Below are 22,750 nucleotides of genomic sequence, written 5' to 3'. Positions count from 1 at the left end.
CCCTCCCATGGTCACTATTCGACAGGTCGCTGAACAAGCCGGTGTCTCCATCATGACTGTATCGAAAGTCATGAATGATGCCTCGGACATTTCAGTCAAAACAAAGGAGCGGGTCAAGGCTTTGGCTGTGACGATGGGGTATCGGACTAATCCGATTGCTCGCGGGTTGAGAGTCAAATCATTATCTACTATAGGGGTTGTGATTCCGTCTTTGACTGAAGAGCATATGGCCGAGGTTGTTTCCGGAATTTGTAAAATTGTGGGCTCGAAAAATTTCAAGGTCTTGATCGAACAATCATTTTCCAGCGCGGAGGAAGAAACAAAAGCGGTTGGACGCCTCATTGACTCACGTGTCGACGGAATCATCCTTTGTTCATCCCCACGGCTCAGCCGGTTCTACGATATCTTCGATTTATCATCGAAAAACGGTGTGCCCATGGTATTGATTGACCGTTATCCTCCGAATGCCCCTGGCATGAATATTCCCTTTGTGGTGACCGATGATCGTGCTGGAGGCTTTATGGCGACACAGCACCTGATTTCATTGGGACACAGGAATATCCTTTTTCTCACCGGTCCAGCCGGAGTTTCATCCAGTGAAGAAAGAAAAGAGGGTTACCGTAAAGCCATGATTGAGTCGGGTTGCGAGGATGTGGATAAATTTATCTTTTCCGCAGGGTTCGATGTGAACTCGGGAAAGACGGCCATGCTCCAGGCATTAGATGAGGGTGTGAAATTCTCAGGGATTTTTGCTGTCAATGACCATGTGGCCATTGGTGCTTGCGAGGTTTTACTTGCACAGAATATTAAATTACCAGAAGAAGTATCGGTCATTGGATATGGGAATCTTAAGATGGGTGAATTCTATAAGGTTCCCCTGACCACGATTCATCAACCTCGGGCTGACATTGCCCAGATTGCGGTTAATCTCCTCTGGGATCGCCTAGAGAAACAACCTGTTGAGGTCCGCCGATTACCGGTTGAGTTAATTACCAGGGCCAGCGCTGGTCCGGTAGCGTGAGTTATTTGTTTTCATGGACGGTGACCACTCCGTAAACGGGTTTTTCATCAGCATGGAGTTATAATAACGACGGTCGCCGGTGACTTCCTCGCCGAGCCAAGCTGGTTTCTCAAAAAAATCATTTTCATCAGCCAGTTCAATTTCGGCCATCACCAACCCCCGGTTTTCACTGTGGAATTCATCCACCTCGAAAGTATGTTTTCCCCAGGGGATAAGATGACGGGTTTTATCGATCATACCCGGTTCACAAAGTTTGAGCAATTCATGGGCATCTGCCAGTTCGATTTCCTTTTCCCATTCATACCGGCTCATCCCTGTTTCATTGATTGCCCCTTTGATGGTTAGGTATCCTTTTTGGTCTTTGATCCGGATACGGACAGTTCGCCCAGGAATCGTAGACAAGTATCCTTGGGTAATCCTATGACTCGTGCTTACTTGGGGCTTGAAGTCGCCAGTAATGAGGAATTTACGTTCGATTTCTTTTGGCATAGGGAGCAGGGAATAAAGTGAAAAAACGTTAACTGGAGCGGGTGAGGAGAATCGAACTCCCGTATCGAGCTTGGGAAGCTCGCGTTCTACCATTGAACTACACCCGCGTATAATTTTCCTGATTTAAGCAAACTCGCCGGAAAAATCCAGTTTTCTTTACAGGAAGCATTTGTATCATAGGACGTGATGACACCTTTTTATTATGATCCCGATATTTATGACTTGATGGTTGATCCTCTAAAACGCAACGATATCCCGTTTTGGGTGGGACAATCCAAACCATTCAAAGGCGCTATCCTAGAGCTTTTTTGCGGGACCGGGCAAATTGCGCAGGCTCTTGCCGCCTCCGGAAAATCAGTGACGGGTGTCGATCTTTCGAGTGGCCTCGTGCAATTTGCCCGCAAGAAAGCGAAACGGGCGAAACTCAATATAGGTTATGAGGTTCAAGATGTTTTAAGCTTGGATTTTAAAGGATGGGAGTTTGAATTTGTCTATGCGCCTATGGGCTCGATGGCGCATTTAGTGAGGGTTGCTGAATTAAAGCGTTTTTTTACTTCGGTAAAAAAATCGCTTCGTCCAGGGGGGATCTTTGCCATTGATGTGCCAAATCCAAACCTTAATTTTCTCACAAGGGTCAAAGATGATCGGTTCCTGATCAGCCGTTATCAGGATAAAAAAGCAAAATGCGAGGTGATTGTGGAGGAAACTGGTTATTATGATCCGGTCCGGCAAATCAATCATTTGGTCTGGCACCAGAGGTTTTCGAATGGAAAATGTGGGGAGAGTCATGAACTCAAACTGAGGGTTTTCTACCCTGAGGAACTGAAATTGCTTATCGAATCCAATGGGTTCAAACTCTTGAAGCGATATGGGGATTATCAAGGGCGGCCCTTTCGCGGAACTTCCCCGAGGCAAATCGTTTTTTGCCGGGAAAAATAGGCTGTGCAAATCCGGGTGTCTGGTTATCTTTTTGCTCCGCAGACTAATTAACTCAACAAGGGGAAATATATGAACGAGCCTATCGTGCAAGAAGTAGAAATGATTAAAGGGAAATTCCAAGAGTCCATAATCAAAAATGCCTGCCAAGTGAAGCTAGCGGGTTGGATACTTATTGTATTAGGCTTTGCCGCAGTGACTTTTCCCATAATGGGTTCCCTCGCGGTGGAGTTATTTGTTTCTTGGCTGATTCTTTTCTCAGGTGTTGCCCAGATAGCTTACGCTCTCACCCATAGAGGGACAGCACATTTCTGGCTGACTTTGGTCTTTGGTATTGTTTCGACTGTACTTGGAATTATCATGGCTGCTGTGCCCGTCGTGGGAATTGTCACGATGACTTCATTGATGGCGGCTTGGTTCATCATTAGCGGCACTTATAAATTCATCGCGGCATTCCAGCTTAAACCCGCGCCTCAATGGATATGGATGTTATTCAACGGGATTATTACAGTCATCCTGGGTTATTATATTATTATTAAGTTTGATTCAACGGTAGCTTGGATTCTAGGGCTATTCTTCGGTATTGATGCGATTTTTGCGGGGGCCACGATCCTTTCCCTTATTTCCCATTTAAAATGTCCGTCCAAGGGGAAGTAGTCCTCATAGACGACGGGGGATCGTTATAACGAGCGGAAAATAAAATAAACTGAACCCGTGAGGCACAGCCCGGCCCAGATGGAATCAGGCCCGATAGGTAGAACACAGCAAAAGGCACAAAGACACTCAGGGTGATGACTAGCGGCCGGATATTGTTAGTGGCAAGTATGAAAAAACTCTTTTTTATTGCCATGAAATATTTCTCGGTACTTGTGTTTTTATGAACATGGGTTAGACAGGAGCGATGAAACAATTTGTTCCCCTGATGATTTTTGCCGTGGTTGCCTTGGCCGGATGTCAATCAGTTCAATTGCCAGAAGGTTCACAAAAAACGGCCATGGCTCCGACCGTAACCGGAATCCAAGCGATTCAACTCAGCGGTGCCACGGGTATTTTCCATGCAAAAGTTCCCAAAGGACAGGCCTTTTCAGTGACCCTTCCCGGTGGGGAAGCAGAAGGATATGGCGGGTATGATTGGGTGATGCGTGATGTGCAGGGGCCACAGGTCGTGAAAGTAACGGGGCAACGTGCCTTTGTTGAGCCCTCCACTGATTTGAATATCCCAGCGTATTATGACTTTCCATTCTTGGCGACAGGCGCAGGGCAACAGACCCTTGTTTTTGATCTGGTGAATCAAGGGGCAGGTGCCAGAGCACCAGCCCGCACAGCGACGTTGATTGTGATTATCGGGGGGTAACCCCGGAAAATAACGTTGTTTGTAAGAAGTCTTTTTGTTAGGATTCTATAATGACTTCTTCCATCCGTTTCTCCCTTTTATTGGTCTTGCTGGGATTAAATTCCTCATTTTTCAGGCTAGTTGCCCAGTCCACAGATTCGCAAATAGATAATAAAAGGATTATTGTTAATCTCCGGGAAGGTGAAAGCAAAAAGAAGGTCACATTACCTAAAGGGAAAGTTTTCTGGGTGAGGCTCAAAGGTAATCCTACAACAGGTTACTTGTGGAATTATACTGCTCTCAAGGGCTCTAAAGTTGTTATTTCTGGAGGTAAATACCAGTTCTTCCATTCTAAAAATAATTCCGATGTCGTCGGAGCCCCTGGGTATTTCGAGTTTCCTTTCGAAACGGTATCATTTGGCAAAAAAACAATCCATTTCTTCTATGGCCGTCCTTGGGAGAAAGATATTCCACCTGCCAAAAGTGTAGAGTTGACGGTTACCGTTGACGGGGAGAATTAAGATTTTCCAATCGTCAAAACAATCCTCGCGATTAAGCGTTGACCTATTTTGAGGCCATCGGATTTTGTTTGCGGTAGTTCAAGGGGGTTTGATCGTGCAGGTGATGTGCTCGGGGCTGATTCCGATTTTTGAGGTGAATAAAACTCACCGGGATGCCCAGTTAAATATGACCCCTATAGCGTTACCCGCACTCACAAAGATGATCATGCCAAGTATGAGGTTTTGAGGACAACCCAGAAGTAACGTTTGATTGCCATTATACACTTTCGGCCCGTTTCCGTTACAATCCGGGATCGGGCCGTTTTTGTCATTGATTCGCTGGCGGAGTTGTTTATGACTGTGGTTGCTTATGAAAATCGTACTCGCTTATTCCGGTGGACTGGATACTTCCGTCCTATTGACATGGTTGAAAGACCGCCACGACGCAGAAATTATCGCATTTTGTGCGGATGTAGGGCAGGAGGAGGAGCTTAGAGGACTTAATAAAAAAGCGCTCAAAACGGGTGCAAGCAAATGTTATATCGACAATCTCCAGGAGGAATTCGCCAAGGACTTTATTTATCCGATGATCCAGGCTAATGCAGTTTATGAGGGGCAATACTACCTCGGGACGAGTATCGCCCGGCCTCTCATCGCCAAACGCATGGTGGAAATCGCGGTGAAAGAAGGTGCTGATGCCATTGCCCACGGAGCGACTGGAAAAGGTAATGACCAAGTCCGTTTTGAGCTGGCTGCCGCAGCCTTGGCACCCGATATCGAGATTATCGCCCCATGGCGTGATGCCCATTTCCGCCATGATTTTCCCGGACGTGCTGAAATGATCGAGTATGCCGCACGCAAAAAAATTCCTGTCGAGGCTAGTGCAAAGAAGCCCTACTCGATGGATCGTAATTTGCTCCACATTAGTTATGAGGCCGGGATTATGGAAGATCCTTGGCTTGATGCGTTCGATCCGAAATACAAGGACATGTATAAACTCTCTGTTTCCCCTGAAGATGCGCCAGACAAGGCCGAGTATGTGACCTTGGATTTTGTGAAGGGAGATTGTGTGGCCGTCAATGGTAAGGCCATGAACCCTCTTCAAGTCATGAAAACACTCAATAAACTCGGGGGTAAACATGGTGTAGGCCGTGTTGACTTGGTCGAGAACCGTTTTGTCGGGATGAAAAGCCGTGGTGTGTATGAAACCCCCGGCGGATCAATCCTGATGTTTGCCCACCGCCAGATGGAAACACTCACGATGGACCGCGAAGTCATGCACATCCGTGATGGGTTGATTCCGAAATATGCTGAACTGATTTATTACGGATTCTGGTTTGCCCCTGAACGTGAATTCCTCCAAGCCGCCATTACCGAGTCGCAAAAGAATGTGACCGGAACAGTGAAGGTGAAACTTTATAAGGGAAATATCATGGTAGCGGGGCGTAAGAGTCCCGTGAGCCTCTACAACCCGCAAATTGCCACGATGGATGCGGATCCGACAAAAGCCTATAACCAAGATGATGCCACCGGATTTATCCGATTGAATGGCCTGCGCCTGAAAGTAGCGGCAAAGGTTCATGCCTCAAAATCCAAGAAAACGAAATAGGGTGAGATAATATCATGTCAGAACCGCATATTGCGCAAAAGGCGCCGATTGAAATGGATATGGAGCCGGGTACATATTTCTTTTGTGCTTGTGGCTTAGCTAAAAACAAGGTTTTTTGTGACGGATCCCATAAAGGGACTGATATCCTTCCTCTTAAAGTAGAGATTACCGAAGCCAAAAAAGTCTGGTGGTGCGGATGCAAACACTCTCATAATGGCGCGTTCTGTGACGGGACACACAATAAGATTTAGTGGAATAGGCTATAGGGAAAACCAATAGGCTAACCGGGATAATGGTTAGCCTTTTTTATTGCCGTCGTCGCCGATGGCGTTGACGGGGCAACTATCCATGGCTACTTCACAAAGGGCTTCTTCCCTGTCTGTGGAGGGTTGCTGTATGACGAATCCGGCAAAACCTTGCTGGGTGAAATGATCCGGGGCAATCGACATGCAAAGCTTGCAATGGACACAGGTCCGGTCGACGTAATAGCCGCCGGTCACATTCTGCTCGAATCTGTCTTGATAATTAGCCATAGGGGGTATGATCCATTAAAAAAGCAAATTGCGTGTCCTTTTGCGATAAGATATTTTTTACAGTCTTCTAAAAAAGCCAATCAATCTAACGGCGCGTTATTTTAGCTTTTTTGGAGAGGGAACCTTCGATCTTGACTGAGAATTCGCCTTTCCCGACAGTGACCAAGTGTTTGCCTTTCACAGACTGATAAGTAACGGGGACTTTTTTGCCGTTAACAATCAAAGTGGTCGTGGTGACTCCCTTGCTGCTCAATGGAGCGATCCGAAGGATCAAGGTATCGACCTTTTTCTCATCCACATAATTCATTACGGGTTGTAAACCGATGATGCCGCCTTCTTTGATGTAGAGGGGAAAACGGCTCAGTGGAATATTTGTCTGTGTGATCCATTGATTTCCCGTGACTATTCTTCCGGTCCACCAGTCTGTCCACTCGCCTGCGGGCAGGTAGAAACGACGGGAGTCATCCTTGCTAAAGACGGGAGCGACAAGCAGGTGAACGCCAAACATGTATTGATCGGCGAGATTCCAAGTATTCGGATCATTTTGGAAATCCACGGCCATAGCCCTAAGCACGGGCAGGGACGACTCCACACACTGGTAGGATTGGCCCATGATATAGGGGAGTAATTTATAACGGAGACGGATAGCGTCCCGGCAAAGTTTAAAGTATTTCTTAGGTAAACGGTAGATTTCGCGTTCGCCACAACCATGATTACGCGCATGGGAATTCAAACAACCAAACTGGTGCCAACGGGTCATGAGCTTATGGTCAGCGGTTTCCCCAAGGAATCCACCGATGTCATGGCTCCAGAATTGGAATCCGGACAATCCAAAAGACAGTCCCCCTGCGAGTTGCGGTCCGAGGGCTTCCCAGAGGGGAGAGACATCGCCACCCCAGTGTAGGGGATAACGTTGGTTTCCCGCCCAGGCTGAACGCGCCCAGACGACGCCGTTTCCGGGGCCATGGACTTCCTCTGTCACTTCGAAAGCAGCTTTATTATAAATGAGCGGGTAGAGATTATGGTTATGGGTACCGTCCAAGCCATTATGATACACTCCATCGGTGGGGGCTTCCTCACCAAAATCAGTTTTGATACAACGCACACCCATTCTCAAGATTCTGGCGCAATACCTTTTAAAGATTTCTACGGCTTTAGGATTAGTGAAATCAATTGGCGCGGCCACCTCATTGAATTCAGGGCGCAGATTATAGATTTCTCCATCTTTTGTCTTAATGAACCCATCCACCGCAGCCAGTTCGCTAAAGAGGGGGCTGGGCTCCTTGATATAAGGCATTTGCCAGAGAGAAACATTAAAACCATTTTCTTTCAGCTCCTTGAGCCAACCCTCCGGATCGGGGAAGTCAACCGGATCGAATTCCATGTCACAGTGCCAGTCTTTCTTGAACCAATCAGTATCCACGTGGATAACGTCACAGGGTACTTTATTCTCGCGCAATTTGCGCGCCACCTCGAGGGTTTCGATGGCTGAGCGGTAGGAGAATTTTGCCTGCCAATAACCAAAAGTCCATGCTGGGGGCATTTGACCTTTCCCCGTAATATCAGTGTAAAGGGAAAGAACCTTAGAAATGGGGCCAAACATCAGGAAATAATCGAGGAAGTCGTCTGCCGCTGCGACTTGGATATCAGCGGCTCCACTGCTGCCGACCCAATAAGTCATCATACTGTGGTGGTTAAAAAACACCCCGTAACCATGGGTGGAGACGTGGAACGGCACATTTTTATAGGTACGGGGAGAATAAACACCGAGGCCGTCTTGCATGCAAAGGTCGAGGGTTTGGCCGACTTTATTGAGTTTGAGGAATTTTTCACCGAGACCGTAAATGCATTCATCGGTTTCGAGATCAAAGCTCTCCGCGGCGATCGGTGATTGGGAGTCCATAGTTCTACAAATGGATGTGCCGATCGTGTCCCAGGTGCCAAAATGGTTTTTTTCAGCTCCGCTGACACCACAGATTTTTTTACCCTTGAGATCGGTGACCGTGAGGCGGTACGGTTCATAATCAATGAGAACCCTGACCTTGGCCGTCTCGATGATGACTTGGGTATTTTCTCTGGAAACTTTTTGTTCTTTACTGCCTTCGACTAAAATAGAGGCTTGGTATTTTGTTTTCTCTACCTTGATCTTGCATTTCTTCGGGCCCGAGAGATGGCAGTCGAGCATGGCTGTTTGATTTTCAGGAACCTCATTTTCCTCTGCATACCGTACACGGATGACATCGTCTGAGAGGATATCTAATTTGAGTGTTCCCGGGATTTCTTCTCCATCCCCGAATTTCTTTTTGTAATTCACCATGTCGGCGTCGCCGGAGCAAATAAATCCAAAGAGTTTTGATGCGGCGAAGGAATCAAAGGTGATTGAGGATTTGCCTTGTTTGCGAATGGCGACACGGATAACTGAGGCGCGGACGACATCACGGGTTTCAAGGTCTCGGGTAACCGGGCGGTATTTATAGAGTGGTTGCATATATAGAGAAGGAGTGTATGGCCAGTATATAAGCGGGAATAATCACTATTTGCAAATAGACTTTATTGCGCGGAAACCTTCCTGAAAGGATGAAGTTCGTCTGGTTTAAAAAAGGATTTCTTCTCTTCTGGCTTTAAAGCTTTGCAGATTAGAACATGATGTAGGGAAAGGAAAACCTATGACTCGAAAAGAAAGAATTTTAGCACAACTCAATGAAGAGCCTGTTGACCGGATTCCCATGTTTGGTGGATGGAATCTCGGGGCAAGCAATATTGCGCAAATTGCGGGAATGCCACTCGATATATTTATGAAGGATGCCTTTGCGGGGGTGGTCGAGGCGAATTTGCGGCTCGGGGTGGATGCTATCGTCTTTACAGCGATCATTCCTCATTCCGAAGAGGAAATGCGGCAGGGTAGTGTCGAAGAGCATAATTTTGAACATTTCATGCCAGAAGACCTACTTGAAAGGGCTGAGAAAATACCCAACACTGAGGAGGGTGTCCTCAAAGACTTCCCATACGGCAAGTACAAAGAGGATTGTTTAAAGGGGTATCAGACGTTTCTGCCCAAGATGAAGGGAATCGAATTGATTCCTACTCATTGGGAAGCGGTTGCAAATTTCGCACTCTATTTCCAATATGGATACAAGGCATTCCTCGAGGCTTGTGGACTATATCCAGATGAAGTGGAGAAAATTTTCTGGGCGGATGCTGTTATTGCTCGGGAGAAGAATAAAGAACTTGTGGAATTATTCAAAGAAATGGACTTTATCCCCATGCTATTTTGCGGACACGATATTTGCGATAATAAGTCACCCATGGTTTCCCCACGTTTCTTAAAACAACGTTATTGGAAACATGCCCGTTATTCTATTGAACCACTGCTTGAAGCGGGGATACAGCTCTTCCATCACTGTGACGGGAACATCATGCCCTTGATTGATGATATTCTCGATATCGGGTTCAGTGGGTTTCAGGGATTCCAATATGAATGTAACGTTGATCCCTTGGTGATCCACTCGAAAAAGACAAAAACCGGAAAAACACCGAAATTCATGACGGGTTTGTCTGTCACGCGGACTTTACCTTACGGAACAGGTCAGGATGTCCGTGACGAAGTCGACTATTTTCTGGAATGCACGGATGGTGGAAAAGGAATGTTCCTTTTCACCAGTAATGTCACCGGGGTCGAGGTTCCTCCCTCGAATATCTCTGACGCCTATGATTATCTAAAAAGCATTGATCCGAGAAAATGGCAGTCCAAAGGGATGAGAAAATGGCCTTGGCTTGTGAGGGGAAAATGATTTTCCTGCGCAAATTGCTCTTCACAGTCCATCGGACTGGGCGTTGAATCCTGTTTATGGCTCAAGGCAATATTTCCGATACAGAACGTGAAGGCTTTTATAAAGTCCTCTATTCGCGCAGGGATATCCGCAAGTTCCGTTCGGGCAAAGTCCCCGATGCGACTGTTGAGAAAATTTTAAATGCTGCTCATGCCGCACCTTCGGTCGGTTTATCCCAGCCATGGCGTTTTATCATGATTCGCTCCCTGGAAACGAGGAACCGTGTCAAAGAACTTTTTTCGGGGGTTAATACCGACCAAAAAATCCGGATAACAGATCTAAAACGCCAAGAACTTTATGATTCCCTCAAGCTCGAAGGGATCATGGAAAGTGATTTTAACCTCGCTGTCGTGTGTGAACCCCCGCCTGAGGGCCGATTCACCCTCGGGGCAGGAACCATTCCCCAGACGATCAGGGACAGTGTCTGTCTGGCGATCCAGAATCTCTGGCTCGCCGCCCGTGCGGAAGGAGTCGGGGTCGGGTGGGTGAGCATTTTGCCCCAAGGCCAGATCGAATCGATTTTGGAACTGCCACCCTCCGTCCAGCTTATCGCTTACTTGTGCGTGGGATACCCAGAAGAGTTCGAGGACAAACCCATGCTCGAAACAATAGGTTGGGGCAAAAGGCTTCCGTTAAAAGATCTCGTAATGACGGAGAAATGGATAGGTTAAAAGCGTAAACTTCATTCATGATGACACCTTTTTCTGTCTCAAATACGTTTTAAAATGGAACTTTCGTTTCAGCTTAGAAGGTCAAACCCGTGCGCAGTCCGATTACGACGGCATTCTGGATTTTTCCACCGGTATTCGGATTTAATGCACCACCGGCAGGATTAATGATGTATTGGATGTCGGGCTGGAGATACCACCATGGGGCGAGTTGGATCTGGTAGGTAGCTTCAATGATGGCTTCATTACCCACAACAGGTTCATTCGTACCATTCAATGAATTCCTCTGGTCGCCCGTGGTGGCTAAATCATCCGAATATCCTTCCACTCCAAAAGAGACTCCGATGGTGTCATCACTCCGGCAGGGGATCAAGCCTTTGTAGGAAGCTCCAAAGTCGGTGTAGAAGGGAATCGTGCTGGTGTTATCAGGTCCTCCCGCGATGCGCCAGAAGACTGAGAGGCCTTGGTCGGTCCCTTCTTTCTTCCGGTAAACCATTTGGTTTGCGATAAAGTAAAGTCCCCAGGTGCCGTGATTGAGAGCCGGGATACCACTGGAAGCCGGGTCTGCCAACGAGAGGCCTGTGTCATCATATAGAAAACTAGAGAAGTCACCGGTATGTGCCCATCCTCCAAATTTATAGGAGCCCGGTAATCCTTTCGCATTTTCTTCTTGGTTCAGGAGGTAACCCATTTCATTGATGGAGAAAATCCCTTGGTCCCCGCCGAGATCCCAGTATGTACCATGTTGATTGTTTGTAGCTTGGTCACCGACATCACCTTGGAATAGGGCGCTCATGACATAAAATTGTTCCACCGGCTGGACTTTGACGCGTACTCCCAGCCCTGCTACTGGGTATGCTGGCCCGCCATTGGGAATATTGGATGCAAGATTATTACCCCAGCCGTAGTTTGCGCCAAGGAATAGACCGGCTGTTTCACTGAGGAAAAATTCGTCATCCGCAGCAAGTTGTCCGGCCCGCAGGGATAGTTTATCATCCAGAAAATCTTGCTGGAGCCACAGTTCAAAAAGTCGTGCTGTGTCATTGGCCGAGATATTGCTGGAGTCAAATCCACTACCCGTAAAAAATGTCGGGCCATTGTTATTGGAATTTTGGGGGATCAGGGCATTAACCCTCATGCTTCCGCCTTTCCAGCCCATCATCTTTTCAAAATCAAAGTCAAGGCCACCTTCAAAAAGGCCTTGATATAAAGAACCGCGGTCCAGCCCTCCATCAACAAATCCCCAGACCTCAGCCGTATAATCCAGGCTGATCGTGACCCCTTTATTATTTAAATCCGGACGTGCCCCGCACCAGTCCCCGAGGAGATAATCCCTTTCCCAGATGGATTGTGATTGTTGACTCATCACAGGGGAACCCTCGATTGATTTGGATGTGTCAGCAGCACTGGTCAAAAAAGGCCACGCAAGAGAGAGGATTGTTATGAGTAATAATTGTTTCATATAGATAATAGTTTTCAACATAAGTTTCGTCACTAAAATGATTCCTTTTATTAAACGCAAGTAAATTGCGATTAATATTTGTACCTATCAATAGTGAGTTTTAGGTGGAGTGAATGTCTTAACCGTTTTTTTATGTAAAACATAGCGAAGGGTATTTAGTATAAAGAAATGTTAGCGTCAACTAACAAATTTTGCCCTCACGCACATTTTTTTTAAAGTTTTAGTGCAAGTTATTATAATCGAGGAAGATGGGATGAATTCTTATTTCACAAAGATGGCTACAGTCTTATCTTGAGAGCGTCGAGGATTCTTTGCTGGTCATATTGATGGGTGGTGACTTTCTCAAACTCGACGTCGGCCATGACAATGCGTTCACGGCGGATGGCCCCCGAGGCGTTCGATGACATTGCGCATGGTCCACTGGCGGTGTTTGTTGGTTCCATCGGGGGTGAAGAAGCCTTTCAGCCGCTTATTGGCGAAGCCATTAAAGGTAATAGGCCAAGGTGCAAAGGAACGCGTGACTTGCGGATCCGGTCATCGGTTTTGTGATAGGCAGGGCGAACCTCCCGTTATACAGTTTTCTGAAAAGATTTTTCGATTTAAATAGTATTTTATTGGCTCTTCGGGATTTCGAGTGGGTGAATTGAGGGGGATTTCATTAGTTAAGGACATTTTTCTGTTGAGTCGTAATATTGATTATAATAAATATATAGTAATTTAGCTTATAAATTAAAATGACTTGATAATTAGTGAATTTATTGAAAATATGCCCCCGCTTAAGATCCATAGAGGCTTAAGATCATATCAAACTATTCCTTAATATATTTTTATGACCTTTGATACTGATAACTATCTCCAGATTTATAAAGACAATGAGATCATGCGCGAGGTATTGGATTCTGATTTGGCCTATATTTGCGTGAAGGATCTGGAAGGCCGCTTCATCTATATCAATCAAAATGATGCTGCACTCTATAATCAAAGGCCTCAAGACATGATTGGGAAAACAGTTGAGCCCTATGTAGGTAGAAAACAGTTTCTGGAGTGGTTGGAACAAGATAATGAAATCATCAAAGGGGGAAAGCCCGTTCACTTTGATTTATATGTCAGGCATGATTTGCAAGGGAAGAAGATTTGGTTTGATACCGTAAAGATCCCGTTGAAAGGTCAAGTAGGTTTCGACAGGTTGCTTGTGATCCACCGAGACATGACTGTCCTCAAAGAATCACTTCAAAAAAATGAAAAACTTGATGATCAACTTTATCATTCCCAAAAAATGGAGGCTGTCGGGACACTTGCTGCAGGTGTCGCCCATAATTTTAACAACCTCATGATGACGATTTTGGCCCTCACAAATAAACTACAAGAGGAAATTCAGAGTGTCCCCAATGCTGTGATTTATCTCAATCAAATAGAGAAATCCATCCGTCACGCTTCGGAAATCACCCGCAATATGGTGAATTATGCCCACCAAAAAGAAACGGAGCTTGAAATCTTGGAAATGGGGGAGGTCCTTTGCCAAGTGGAGAATCTGATCCGTCCGGGCCTTTCCTCCCGCATTAAAATGGATGTCACCATGAAGGCTGATAGGTATTGGATAGAGGCTTCACGTTCTGAGCTTCTCCAGCTTTTTATCAATCTTCTCCTCAATGCTGAGGAAGCCATTACCGGAACCGGCCAGATTAATGTGAGTGTGGAGAGGTCGGATAATAATGTCTCCGTGTGTATTAATGATAACGGCGCGGGAATTCCCTTAGATTTACACCAGAAAATATTCGATCCGTTTTTTACAACTAAAGAAGTCGGACGAGGGACGGGGCTGGGGTTATATTACGTTTATAATATCATCCAGAAATATCATGGATCTATCCGACTCGAGAGTTTTCCCGGCAGGGGATCGACTTTTTGCATCCATCTGCCCCTTTGTAATCCTCCAGCTTCGAGGTAAGGAAGATGCCTATTTTTTCTGTCCTCTCCTAAAAGCTATTTCCCTGAGCCAAAGAAAGATGACGGGTGTCACGATCAGGATATGGAGCAGACTGCTCACCATTCCGCCAATGACAGGGACTGCGATCGGACGCATGATTTCTATCCCGGTCCTATTCCCGCTCAGTGCCGGAATCATGATAAAGCTTAAAGAGGCTAGAATGGTGGCCACCGTCATGACCTTCGGGCGCAGGCGCAGGGCAGCACCCTCAATGACTGAGGCTTTCAAATCTTCAAGATTGAACGCCGATCCTCTTTCCAGTTGCTTTCTTTTAAGGGATTCTTCCAGGTATAAAACCATGACGACCCCGGTCTGCACGGCGGTACCGAATAGGGCGATATAACCGACCCACACGGCAACACTGAAATTATATCCCATCAGGTATTGGAGGATAATCCCACCAGATAATGCGAATGGGACAGCCAAAAGGACATGGGCGGCTTCAATGGCGGAATGGTAAGTGATATAAAGAAGGATAAAAATAACAGCGATAACAATCGGAAAAACCAGTTGAAGCGTTTTTTTAGCCCGGATCTGGTTTTCGTATTCCCCACTCCATGAAACATAATAGCCGGGAGGGAGTTTTACTTGTTGAGTCACCACTCTTTTCCCTTCATCAACAAAAGATCCCAGATCACGATTCCTGACATTACATTGGACATAGATGCGTAATAACCCGTTTTCACTGGAGATCATGGACGGGCCGGGAACGATCCGGATATCCGCGATTTTCTCTAGGGGAAGTGATGTCCCGTCCATGGAGTTAACCAGAATGCGCCGGATTTGATCAGGGGAATCACGTAACTCACGCGCATACCTCAAGCGGACGGGAAAACGTTTACGCCCTTCAATCGTTGTCGTAATCGTCCGGCCTCCCAGAGCAGTTTCAATCACCTCGAGGGCATCTGCAACAGGCACCCCATAACGGGCAGCATCCGCCGGGCGCAGGTCGATCTCCAGATAGGGGGCCCCTGTGACCCTTTCCGCATAAAGGTCTGTAACGCCATTCACCGTTCCCAGAGCCTTTTCCACCTCAAGAGCAAGATGTTGCAGGGTTTCGATGTTGTCCCCGAAGATTTTGACGCCGATTTGGGTACGGATCCCTGTCGAGAGCATGAGGACCCGGTTTTGAATCGGCTGGAGGAAGGCCGGTGTGAATCCCGGGAAGGCTTGCATCTTTTCAAGCATCTCTGCTCGGAGTTTTTCCATGGTCATGCCTTTGCGCCACTTTTCAGGGGGCTTGAGCATGATCGTGGTTTCAATCATGGATATCGGCGCCGGGTCAGTGGCCGTCTCTGCGCGGCCGAGTTTACCCACCACACTTTCGACCTCTGGGATTTGAGAGAGGATGATGTTCTGGGCGGACATGGTCCGTTTGATTTCACTGACCGAGGCGCTAGGCAGGGTTGTCGGCATAAAAATAAAGGCCCGTTCGTTGAGGGGGGGCATAAATTCCTTTCCCATCCGGGGGGCAAGAAATAAAAGTGAAAAGGCCAGAATGCCCGCAGCTGATAAAATAACCAAAGCCCTGTGGTTCAAGGCCCACTTTAAAACGGGCAGATAAATTTTCATTAATAACCTCATCAGGAGGTTGTCATTCTCGTCATGAAGATGGCCTCTGACGAAGAGGGAACACAGGACAGGGACAAAAGTAATCGATAAAAGTGTAGCCCCGACCATGGCAAAAGTTTTTGTAAATGCCAAGGGGTGGAAAAGTTTCCCTTCCTGCCCACCCATCGCGAATACAGGAACAAATGCCAGGATGATGATCGCCATTGAAAAGAATATGGGGCGGCCGACCGTGGACGTGGCACGCAAGACGATTTCTTTGAGGTCTTCAGGATACTTTAATCCGGGTACTTTACCTTCCTGCACATTATGTGCCTCACGCAGCACGGCTTCTGTCATGACGATTCCGGCATCAACGAGGACACCGATGGCGATCGCGATTCCAGCCAAGCTCATGATATTCGATGTGATCCCGAAACACTGCATCAGGATAAATGAAATCAGGATGGAGAGGGGCAGGGGGATTGTTACGATCAGGATACTCCTGAAATGCCAGAGGAAAATGATATGAGCAAGGATCACCAGTATGACTTCTTCGATCAAAGTGACCCGTAATGTGTCAATGGCCCGTTCGATGAGCTCGCTACGATCATAAAATGATTTGATCACAACCCCTTCCGGCAAGGCTGGTTGGATTTCTGCAATCTTGGTTTTCACTCGGGCAATCACATCACGGGTGCTTTCGCCATAACGCATCACCACAGTGCCCCCGACGACTTCCTTCCCGTTTTTATCCAGTACCCCGCGGCGGGGTTCAGGTCCCATCCCGATAATGGCGACATCATTGAGCCGGATGGGTTGGTTGTTTGAATATCCAACAAGGATGTTATTCAAATCATCGATACTTTCTATGAGTGCCAAGCCGCGGACGGTGAATTCGCGTCCGCCCTTTTCAATGATTCCCCCACCGACATTCCGGTTTGATCCCGAGATGGCTTGGATGACTTGAGGGAGATTGAGGTTATAGGCGCGCAAACGGTTTGGGTCGATATCTACTTGGTATTGGCGGACAAATCCCCCGATACTGGCTACTTCCGCCACGCCGGGGACAGAGTTAAGCTGGTACCTGACCAGCCAGTCTTGAATAGCTCGTAATTGTCCCAAGTCGATATTCTTGCCCGTGCGCCGGGCTTCCGAGTCATCGAGATAATATTGATACACCCATCCGAGCCCGGTGGCGTCTGGCCCGAGGCTGGGGGTGACTCCTTCCGGGAGTTTCATGGGGAGGGAATTGAGCCTCTCAAGAATCCGTGCTCGGGCAAAATAAACATTTACATTGTCATTAAAGATAATCGTGAGCATGGAAAAACCGAAAGCCGAGGAGGCCCTGACGGTTTTTACCCCAGCGAGTCCCTGCATGGCTGTGGAGAGAGGATAAGTGATTTGATCCTCGATCTCGCTGGCTGAGCGCCCCGGCCATTCCGTAAAAACAATCACTTGATTCTCACTCAGATCAGGAATCGCATCAATGGGTGTATTGTACATGGACCAGATGCCGGTCCCGGTGATGCCTAGATAAAAAGCGAGAACCAGAAACCGGTTGTTTAAACACCATTCGACAAGTTTGCGCAGGATCATGGCTAGTGTTGGTGTTCAGGTTGGGAGGCAGAATTAAGACCGCGTAGCTCAGCTTCTGCATCGAGGAGGAAGGCTCCGGAGGTGACGACTTCCTCCCCGTTGCTCAGGCCGCTTGAGATGGCCATTGTTTCGCTTTGTCCCGAGGTAGTTTCACTTACTTTGACCTCCCTTTGATCATATGACGAGTCGCCCGTTTTTACGTAAACGAGTTTCCGCAGGCCGGTATCGATAACAGCGCTGGAGGGGATGAGTATATAAGTCTTTGAGTCTCCCGATTGGATTTTTCCAGTCGCCGACATTTCAGGGAGGAGTTCTTGTTTGGGGTTGTCGATTTCGAAGCGCGCGAGGACAGTTCGGTTTGTAGGATCGAGGATACGGTCGATGAAAACCAGTTTTCCCTCATAGGTTTTCCCCGGACGTGCTTTTGTTTCAATTGATGCTTTCTGGCCAGGCTTAAGGGACGTCATGTCGGCTTCGAAAACGCGTGCAGCAAACCATACTTTTCCCAAGGGGGCAATATGGAAGATGACAGACTCCTGAGTGATCCGTTCTCCCACGTGGGGGATTTGACCGACGATTGAACCGGATTGTGCCGCTTTGATGATGATTGTTTTTTTGACCTTATTTTCCTTCACGAGGGATTCAAGGTCTTCTTCCGTCAGGCCACCCTTGAGGAGTTTTTCTTTAATGGTTTGGATTTTGGCGGTGACGATTTTACGTTCGTAAAATGTGGTCAGGTATCTTTGCCGGAGGGCTTCGAGGTATTTCTCCTGTTCATTGATCACATCTTCGGAATAGATTTCCAAGAGGGGTTGGCCTTTTGATACGGAGGTTGTATTATAGCTTATGAGAACTTTTTCTACACGGCCTGGATAAAATGAGGTAAGATCAAGATGGTTATCTTGAACATATTTGATATCCCCGAAAAATTGGATCTCCCTAGTGTAAGGCCCGGATTTTACCGGGATTGTTTTTATGCTGGCAACACTTTCCTGGGAAGGCATTAGGCTAACTGTCGCCTTTGCTGTAGAAGCAGGATCTTGATTTTGGGATACCTGATTTACGTTTTCTTTTGCAGGGACAAGTGTCATACCGCAAATCGGACAGTCACCGGGTTTATCCTGTCTGATCTGGGGATGCATGGAGCAGGTCCATATCTCTTTTTTGGGTACGACCGGCGTTTCTGGCTTTTTACCTGAACCGTTCGATTCCTGATCGTTTTCATGTTTTTCATCAGATCGTGAACAGCCCGCCAGCAGGATGATTGATAAAAGAATAGTGATCAGAATATTTTGCATATAAATTATTTTCGAGCTGTTTTATCTCACGTGTTTTGCCATTTAAAATTGCATTGCGAAGTTCAGTCCTGCGACCGGGAAGTTGCTATTTTCCCCCGTCATATCCCACTGGTCCACTCGCATACCATAAACTTCTATTCGCCACGATTTATTGATACGGTAGGCGACCCCGATTTGAGCCCTATTTTCAAGAAGTACCCCTGTATTCATATCGAAAAAAACCTCATCAGCCACAAACGGCATCAGGCGTAGGGGTAACCAAGGCATTTCATATTCGAGAACAGTTTTGGGTCGGTAAAGGGCGACAAATCCGTTTTGGTCCTCCTCGGTGGCTTCCGTCCCGAACTGTAATCTTTGCCGTGAACTGAGGTTGAATCTTTGGAATGGAATTTTGACAGTTGTGTCGAAGAAGCCGCTGTTGCCGACGGTGATCATGCGATTTGATTGTTGTGTCCAATCATACGCATAACCAACAGTGAAATCATAACGGGGTGAATAATGCCAGATGAGTTGGGGCATGATTTCAATATGTTTATAAGTGGGAGACTCACTGGCGAACCATTGTTCAGTTTCGACTTTGGCCTCAAGTCCATAATCCAATCGTTGCCCCAGTGAGATATTTAACCAAGATTCAAACCCGCTTCCCGCTTGTACATTCATACCGAGGAATATCAATAATAACAGGGTATGAGTGTGAAGGGGGATTTTCCGCATGACAAAAGAGGTTGGAACAGGAGTCTATTTCTTATTTTGTAGATCATCGAGCTTTTTAACATACGTTTCGGGGTCTTTATCCACTTTTTTGATACAACCTTTGCAGCAGAGTAAAAGTAGACGGTCACCCTTGCTGGTTTTTACGGTTTTTTCGATAGGATCTCCCATTGCACCGAGTTTCTCATCGGAGACTACACATTTGTCTGTGGGATAATTTTTCTTTTGAGTTTCAATTGAATCGCTACCGTAGACAGGTAAAAGGGTCGAAAACATGGCCAAGACAGCTAAACGGACGGATCTTTTGATTTTATTCATACGGGTTATACCCCACTCCCACATAAAACACTCAAATTCATTTTTTTCTGATCCAATGTCCAAAATGATAAAGCCGGAGTAGTTGTTCTCCGGCTCTCCCGTTGGATAATGACATTGTGGTATTATTGGCAATGCATAGTGCAGTTCATTTTGTTGGCACTATGTTTACTGCAGTTTTTTTCGACTTTTACCTGGGAAACACTTGAGGTGTTTTTTGATGACGTCTTAGAGCTAAGGGATGCACCGTTAAAAGTGGTTGGTTGTTTCGCTGAGACATTGCCACCGGCATTTTGATAGACTAGGCTATCTTTGCTGTTTTGGTTCGCCATGACACCAAAGGTTAAAGAACCTGAGATGAGGGTCGCTGCTACCAAGTATTTGACTGTATTCATATATACCTTTTTGTTGGGATTCTTTGATTCATTCTTTCTTTAATGAGTACTACACCTGCGGGAGGGCAAACACTTAAGTTACTTTAAATCATGACTCGCTTGCTTCAGATATCACACCTGATCCGGCTCAAATGAATACTGATATTTTATGAGACAAAACAGGTTTTAATGTTATCATATACAATGCAAATAACCTCACGAAATCGTATCATCAAGGATATCGTATTTTTGGGAATCGCCATTTGCATATTTGCCTGGTTTATGAACGGGCAAAGAGCTCAAAGTAATCAAACCCCTGAAAAGAAAATCAACCCCCCTAAAAATACCATGGTTACAGTCCGATTCTATACGTCCGCCGGAAATGCGAGTGAACCCAAACAAGTCCCCGCAATTCTCAAGACAGATGAAGAATGGAGCAAGTTGCTCACGTCTGAACAATTCCACATCATGCGCTCAAAGGGTACTGAACGCCCCTTTTGTGAGGGTTTGCTTAATAACAAGGGGAAAGGAATTTATGTCTGTGCCGCGTGCAGCCTGCCCCTTTTTATGTCAGACACAAAGTTTGATTCTGGTACTGGTTGGCCCAGTTTTTTCCAGCCTTTTGCCGCTGAAAATATTGGCGAAGAACATGATAAAAGTCACGGGATAGAACGTGTGGAGGTTCACTGTGTCCGCTGTGATGGGCATCTGGGACATGTTTTTCCTGATGGACCTGCCCCGACAAAACTGCGTTATTGTATCAACGGGGAATCTTTGAAGTTTATTCCAGAAGGCCAATTTTCCCAAGAAGAGAAGAATCAAGGGCAATAACAGGCGTTTGTTTCAGGTTTGATAAGAATAAATGATTGGGGATATACTCGCCGGCTTGAAGGAAAGTATTTTACCTCTTTTTACTTTGATTATGGGGGTGAATGTTTTACAAAAACTCAATGCCCCAACTTGACGATATGTTTTCTTCTCTGAAAAAGTTTCAGTCCAGCATAGTCGAGTTGATTGGTCAGAGAATCAACGTGATCGTTTTGTTTGTTTGTCTGACTACGATTATCCTGGTTCCGCTCAAGATTATTGGTAGGGGATACCAACCTCCAGATGATGCTTTGCGTCATGTTGCTAAAGTGGTTTCTGGGAAGGATTGGCAGGACATTCTGGTATTGAAAATCGGCGTCACGACTGACCATCATCATGGTTGGCATGTTTTTCTCGGCTTTTTTCATGACTACCTGGGATGGGGGACTACGGGGTTATTGATTTTCTCGGTTGTCCTCCTCCTCCTATTGTTTATGGGGTCCGCTTTTCCTTGGACAAAATATCCCGAACTTTGGATTTTATCGCTCCTCATTATTTCCCTCACAATGGGACTGATCTTCCGTTGGGCATTGGGCAGACCATTTATCATCTCGATGGCATTTACTATTTCTTTATTGTTTATGTGGTCATACTGGGGGGGGAAATTGATCCAGCCGTTAAAAGTAGTTTTGTTGGTCGTCCTTTATGCGCTGGTGACCCATACTCACGGGAGTTGGTATTTATTTGCATTGCCTTCACTGGCCTTTCTCTTGTCAGGACGGATCAGATTGGGACTGGTTTTTACGGGGTGTTGGTTATTAGGCAGTCTATTAGGCACATGGTTTGCCGGAAGGCCCTTGCCCTATCTTATCGAACCTGTACAAACCCTTATTTCCGCCGTGGGAGACGATGTGATTGAGAAACAATTAGCGGGGGAATTTAGACCTTCAGATGGTTCTTTGAATGTGTTGATGGCCTTTTTTGCCGTGTTTTTTGCTAGTGTTTATACAAAGACATTTTCTAAGGGGCAATTCCGCGAACCCGCATTTATCCTCTTTGCGCTTGGTTGGTTGTTAGGTTTTATCAATATCCGGTTTTGGGCGGATTGGGGTATCCCGGCATTGTTGGTCTGTTTGTATTTCATGTTTGAGAAAATCTGGGATTCTCATTTAAAAATACGACCTGTCCCTAGAATCCTCATGACTTTATATGTCTGTACCGCTTTTTATTTTGTGACGACAAATGATTACGGGCAGCGATGGACATCGAGTCTGGATAAAGAATATTTTACTGAGGAGAAGGCGGAACAACTGGGTGATTGGTTGCCCGGCAAAAACGGGATCGTTTATAATGAAAGTATGGGGCTCTTCTACGAGATGTTTTATCATTTTCCACAGGGTAACTGGAAATATGTCTTGGGGTTTGAACCCGGATTGATGACTCCTGATAATTTGGAAGTTTTCAGGTGTTATAAGTGGAATGACCGTGATGTAAGGGCTTTATTGCCTTGGGTGATAAAAATGAAGAAGGAAGACCGTATGCTTAAATTTGGACCGGAAAATTCCCCTCCTCCTATCACCTTGCTTGAGTGGAAATACGTGGCAACTGGAGTCTGGATGGGACGGCTTCCCCTAGAAAAAGGAAAAAAATGAATTTTATAGTCCTCGGGTGTTTTCCTCATGAACCACAGGAGTCCATTATAAGGGCAATGGGTACTTGCATCAAAATAT

Annotated in this window: 22 protein-coding genes and 1 tRNA gene; 12 read left to right on the top strand and 11 right to left on the bottom strand. The window is 46.3% G+C overall.

The window, feature by feature from the left end; genetic code table 11:
• The first annotated feature begins 7 nt into the window (after positions 1-7).
• Entirely contained in the window at positions 8-1,021 is a 1,014-nt protein-coding gene (locus SGI98_05765; protein ID MDZ4742910.1) for a LacI family DNA-binding transcriptional regulator, read from the top strand.
• Here SGI98_05765 and SGI98_05760 read toward each other — a convergent pair.
• Positions 986-1,510, bottom strand: coding sequence for a CYTH domain-containing protein (locus tag SGI98_05760; protein MDZ4742909.1), 525 nt, complete (start codon positions 1,508-1,510; stop codon positions 986-988). The two genes, SGI98_05765 and SGI98_05760, sit on opposite strands and share 36 nt — an antisense overlap.
• Positions 1,511-1,543: 33 nt before the next feature.
• Positions 1,544-1,617, bottom strand: a tRNA-Gly gene (locus tag SGI98_05755).
• Between the two features lie 79 nt (positions 1,618-1,696).
• Between SGI98_05755 and SGI98_05750 the strand changes: the two genes are divergently transcribed.
• From SGI98_05750 to SGI98_05725, 6 genes are all read left to right on the top strand, one after another.
• A complete protein-coding gene (locus SGI98_05750) occupies positions 1,697-2,449 on the top strand; it encodes a class I SAM-dependent methyltransferase (protein MDZ4742908.1) in 753 nt (250 codons plus the stop codon).
• A gap of 69 nt (positions 2,450-2,518) precedes the next feature.
• The gene (locus tag SGI98_05745) at positions 2,519-3,103 is read left to right on the top strand and encodes an HdeD family acid-resistance protein (protein ID MDZ4742907.1); all 585 of its coding nucleotides are present in this window, start codon (positions 2,519-2,521) and stop codon (positions 3,101-3,103) included.
• A 244-nt stretch (positions 3,104-3,347) separates the two neighbouring features.
• The gene (locus SGI98_05740; protein ID MDZ4742906.1) at positions 3,348-3,800 is read left to right on the top strand and encodes a hypothetical protein; all 453 of its coding nucleotides are present in this window, start codon (positions 3,348-3,350) and stop codon (positions 3,798-3,800) included.
• Positions 3,801-3,850: 50 nt separating this feature from the next.
• On the top strand, positions 3,851-4,300 hold the full coding sequence (locus SGI98_05735) for a protease inhibitor I42 family protein (protein MDZ4742905.1): 450 nt from the start codon (positions 3,851-3,853) through the stop codon (positions 4,298-4,300).
• 349 nt (positions 4,301-4,649) lie between these two features.
• On the top strand, positions 4,650-5,888 hold the full coding sequence (locus SGI98_05730; protein MDZ4742904.1) for an argininosuccinate synthase: 1,239 nt from the start codon (positions 4,650-4,652) through the stop codon (positions 5,886-5,888).
• 14 nt (positions 5,889-5,902) lie between these two features.
• Positions 5,903-6,139, top strand: coding sequence for a CDGSH iron-sulfur domain-containing protein (locus SGI98_05725; protein MDZ4742903.1), 237 nt, complete (start codon positions 5,903-5,905; stop codon positions 6,137-6,139).
• 45 nt (positions 6,140-6,184) lie between these two features.
• Here the strand turns inward: SGI98_05725 and SGI98_05720 are convergent, their stop codons facing one another.
• Positions 6,185-6,421 (bottom strand): ferredoxin, encoded by a 237-nt coding sequence (locus SGI98_05720; protein ID MDZ4742902.1) that lies wholly within the window; start codon positions 6,419-6,421, stop codon positions 6,185-6,187.
• A gap of 85 nt (positions 6,422-6,506) precedes the next feature.
• Complete coding sequence (locus SGI98_05715) at positions 6,507-8,909, bottom strand: glycoside hydrolase family 31 protein (protein MDZ4742901.1); 2,403 nt, start codon at positions 8,907-8,909, stop codon at positions 6,507-6,509.
• 178 nt (positions 8,910-9,087) lie between these two features.
• Here SGI98_05715 and SGI98_05710 point away from each other — a divergent pair, with 178 nt between their 5' ends.
• Both SGI98_05710 and bluB read left to right on the top strand, forming a co-directional pair.
• Positions 9,088-10,212 carry a hypothetical protein gene (locus SGI98_05710; GenBank protein MDZ4742900.1) on the top strand — a complete coding sequence of 375 codons (1,125 nt, stop codon included), beginning with the start codon at positions 9,088-9,090 and terminating at the stop codon, positions 10,210-10,212.
• A 56-nt stretch (positions 10,213-10,268) separates the two neighbouring features.
• Positions 10,269-10,922, top strand: coding sequence for a 5,6-dimethylbenzimidazole synthase (gene bluB, locus SGI98_05705; protein MDZ4742899.1), 654 nt, complete (start codon positions 10,269-10,271; stop codon positions 10,920-10,922).
• A 73-nt stretch (positions 10,923-10,995) separates the two neighbouring features.
• On the opposite strand, the gene SGI98_05700 is transcribed toward bluB, so the two are convergent.
• Together SGI98_05700 and SGI98_05695 are read right to left on the bottom strand one after the other, a co-directional pair.
• On the bottom strand, positions 10,996-12,381 hold the full coding sequence (locus tag SGI98_05700) for a carbohydrate porin (GenBank protein ID MDZ4742898.1): 1,386 nt from the start codon (positions 12,379-12,381) through the stop codon (positions 10,996-10,998).
• Between the two features lie 278 nt (positions 12,382-12,659).
• Positions 12,660-12,824: a hypothetical protein gene (locus tag SGI98_05695; GenBank protein ID MDZ4742897.1), complete on the bottom strand. Its 165-nt coding sequence runs from the start codon at positions 12,822-12,824 to the stop codon at positions 12,660-12,662.
• A 386-nt stretch (positions 12,825-13,210) separates the two neighbouring features.
• Between SGI98_05695 and SGI98_05690 the strand changes: the two genes are divergently transcribed.
• Complete coding sequence (locus SGI98_05690; GenBank protein MDZ4742896.1) at positions 13,211-14,329, top strand: ATP-binding protein; 1,119 nt, start codon at positions 13,211-13,213, stop codon at positions 14,327-14,329.
• A gap of 9 nt (positions 14,330-14,338) precedes the next feature.
• On the opposite strand, the gene SGI98_05685 is transcribed toward SGI98_05690, so the two are convergent.
• From SGI98_05685 to SGI98_05665, 5 genes are all read right to left on the bottom strand, one after another.
• Positions 14,339-17,512, bottom strand: coding sequence for a CusA/CzcA family heavy metal efflux RND transporter (locus SGI98_05685; GenBank protein MDZ4742895.1), 3,174 nt, complete (start codon positions 17,510-17,512; stop codon positions 14,339-14,341).
• A 5-nt stretch (positions 17,513-17,517) separates the two neighbouring features.
• The gene (locus tag SGI98_05680; GenBank protein MDZ4742894.1) at positions 17,518-18,813 is read right to left on the bottom strand and encodes an efflux RND transporter periplasmic adaptor subunit; all 1,296 of its coding nucleotides are present in this window, start codon (positions 18,811-18,813) and stop codon (positions 17,518-17,520) included.
• Between the two features lie 42 nt (positions 18,814-18,855).
• On the bottom strand, positions 18,856-19,527 hold the full coding sequence (locus SGI98_05675) for a DUF2490 domain-containing protein (protein MDZ4742893.1): 672 nt from the start codon (positions 19,525-19,527) through the stop codon (positions 18,856-18,858).
• A 24-nt stretch (positions 19,528-19,551) separates the two neighbouring features.
• The gene (locus SGI98_05670) at positions 19,552-19,842 is read right to left on the bottom strand and encodes a hypothetical protein (protein ID MDZ4742892.1); all 291 of its coding nucleotides are present in this window, start codon (positions 19,840-19,842) and stop codon (positions 19,552-19,554) included.
• A 122-nt stretch (positions 19,843-19,964) separates the two neighbouring features.
• Complete coding sequence (locus SGI98_05665; protein MDZ4742891.1) at positions 19,965-20,234, bottom strand: hypothetical protein; 270 nt, start codon at positions 20,232-20,234, stop codon at positions 19,965-19,967.
• Positions 20,235-20,561: 327 nt separating this feature from the next.
• Here SGI98_05665 and msrB point away from each other — a divergent pair, with 327 nt between their 5' ends.
• Both msrB and SGI98_05655 read left to right on the top strand, forming a co-directional pair.
• Positions 20,562-21,044 carry a peptide-methionine (R)-S-oxide reductase MsrB gene (gene msrB / locus SGI98_05660; GenBank protein MDZ4742890.1) on the top strand — a complete coding sequence of 161 codons (483 nt, stop codon included), beginning with the start codon at positions 20,562-20,564 and terminating at the stop codon, positions 21,042-21,044.
• Between the two features lie 200 nt (positions 21,045-21,244).
• On the top strand, positions 21,245-22,672 hold the full coding sequence (locus SGI98_05655; protein ID MDZ4742889.1) for a hypothetical protein: 1,428 nt from the start codon (positions 21,245-21,247) through the stop codon (positions 22,670-22,672).
• The last annotated feature ends 78 nt before the right edge of the window (positions 22,673-22,750 follow it).

Source organism: Verrucomicrobiota bacterium (genome assembly GCA_034440155.1).
GTDB lineage: Bacteria > Verrucomicrobiota > Verrucomicrobiia > JAWXBN01 > JAWXBN01 > JAWXBN01.
Note: the sequence above shows the minus strand (reverse complement) of the source record. Positions and strands in the feature narration are given on the sequence as shown.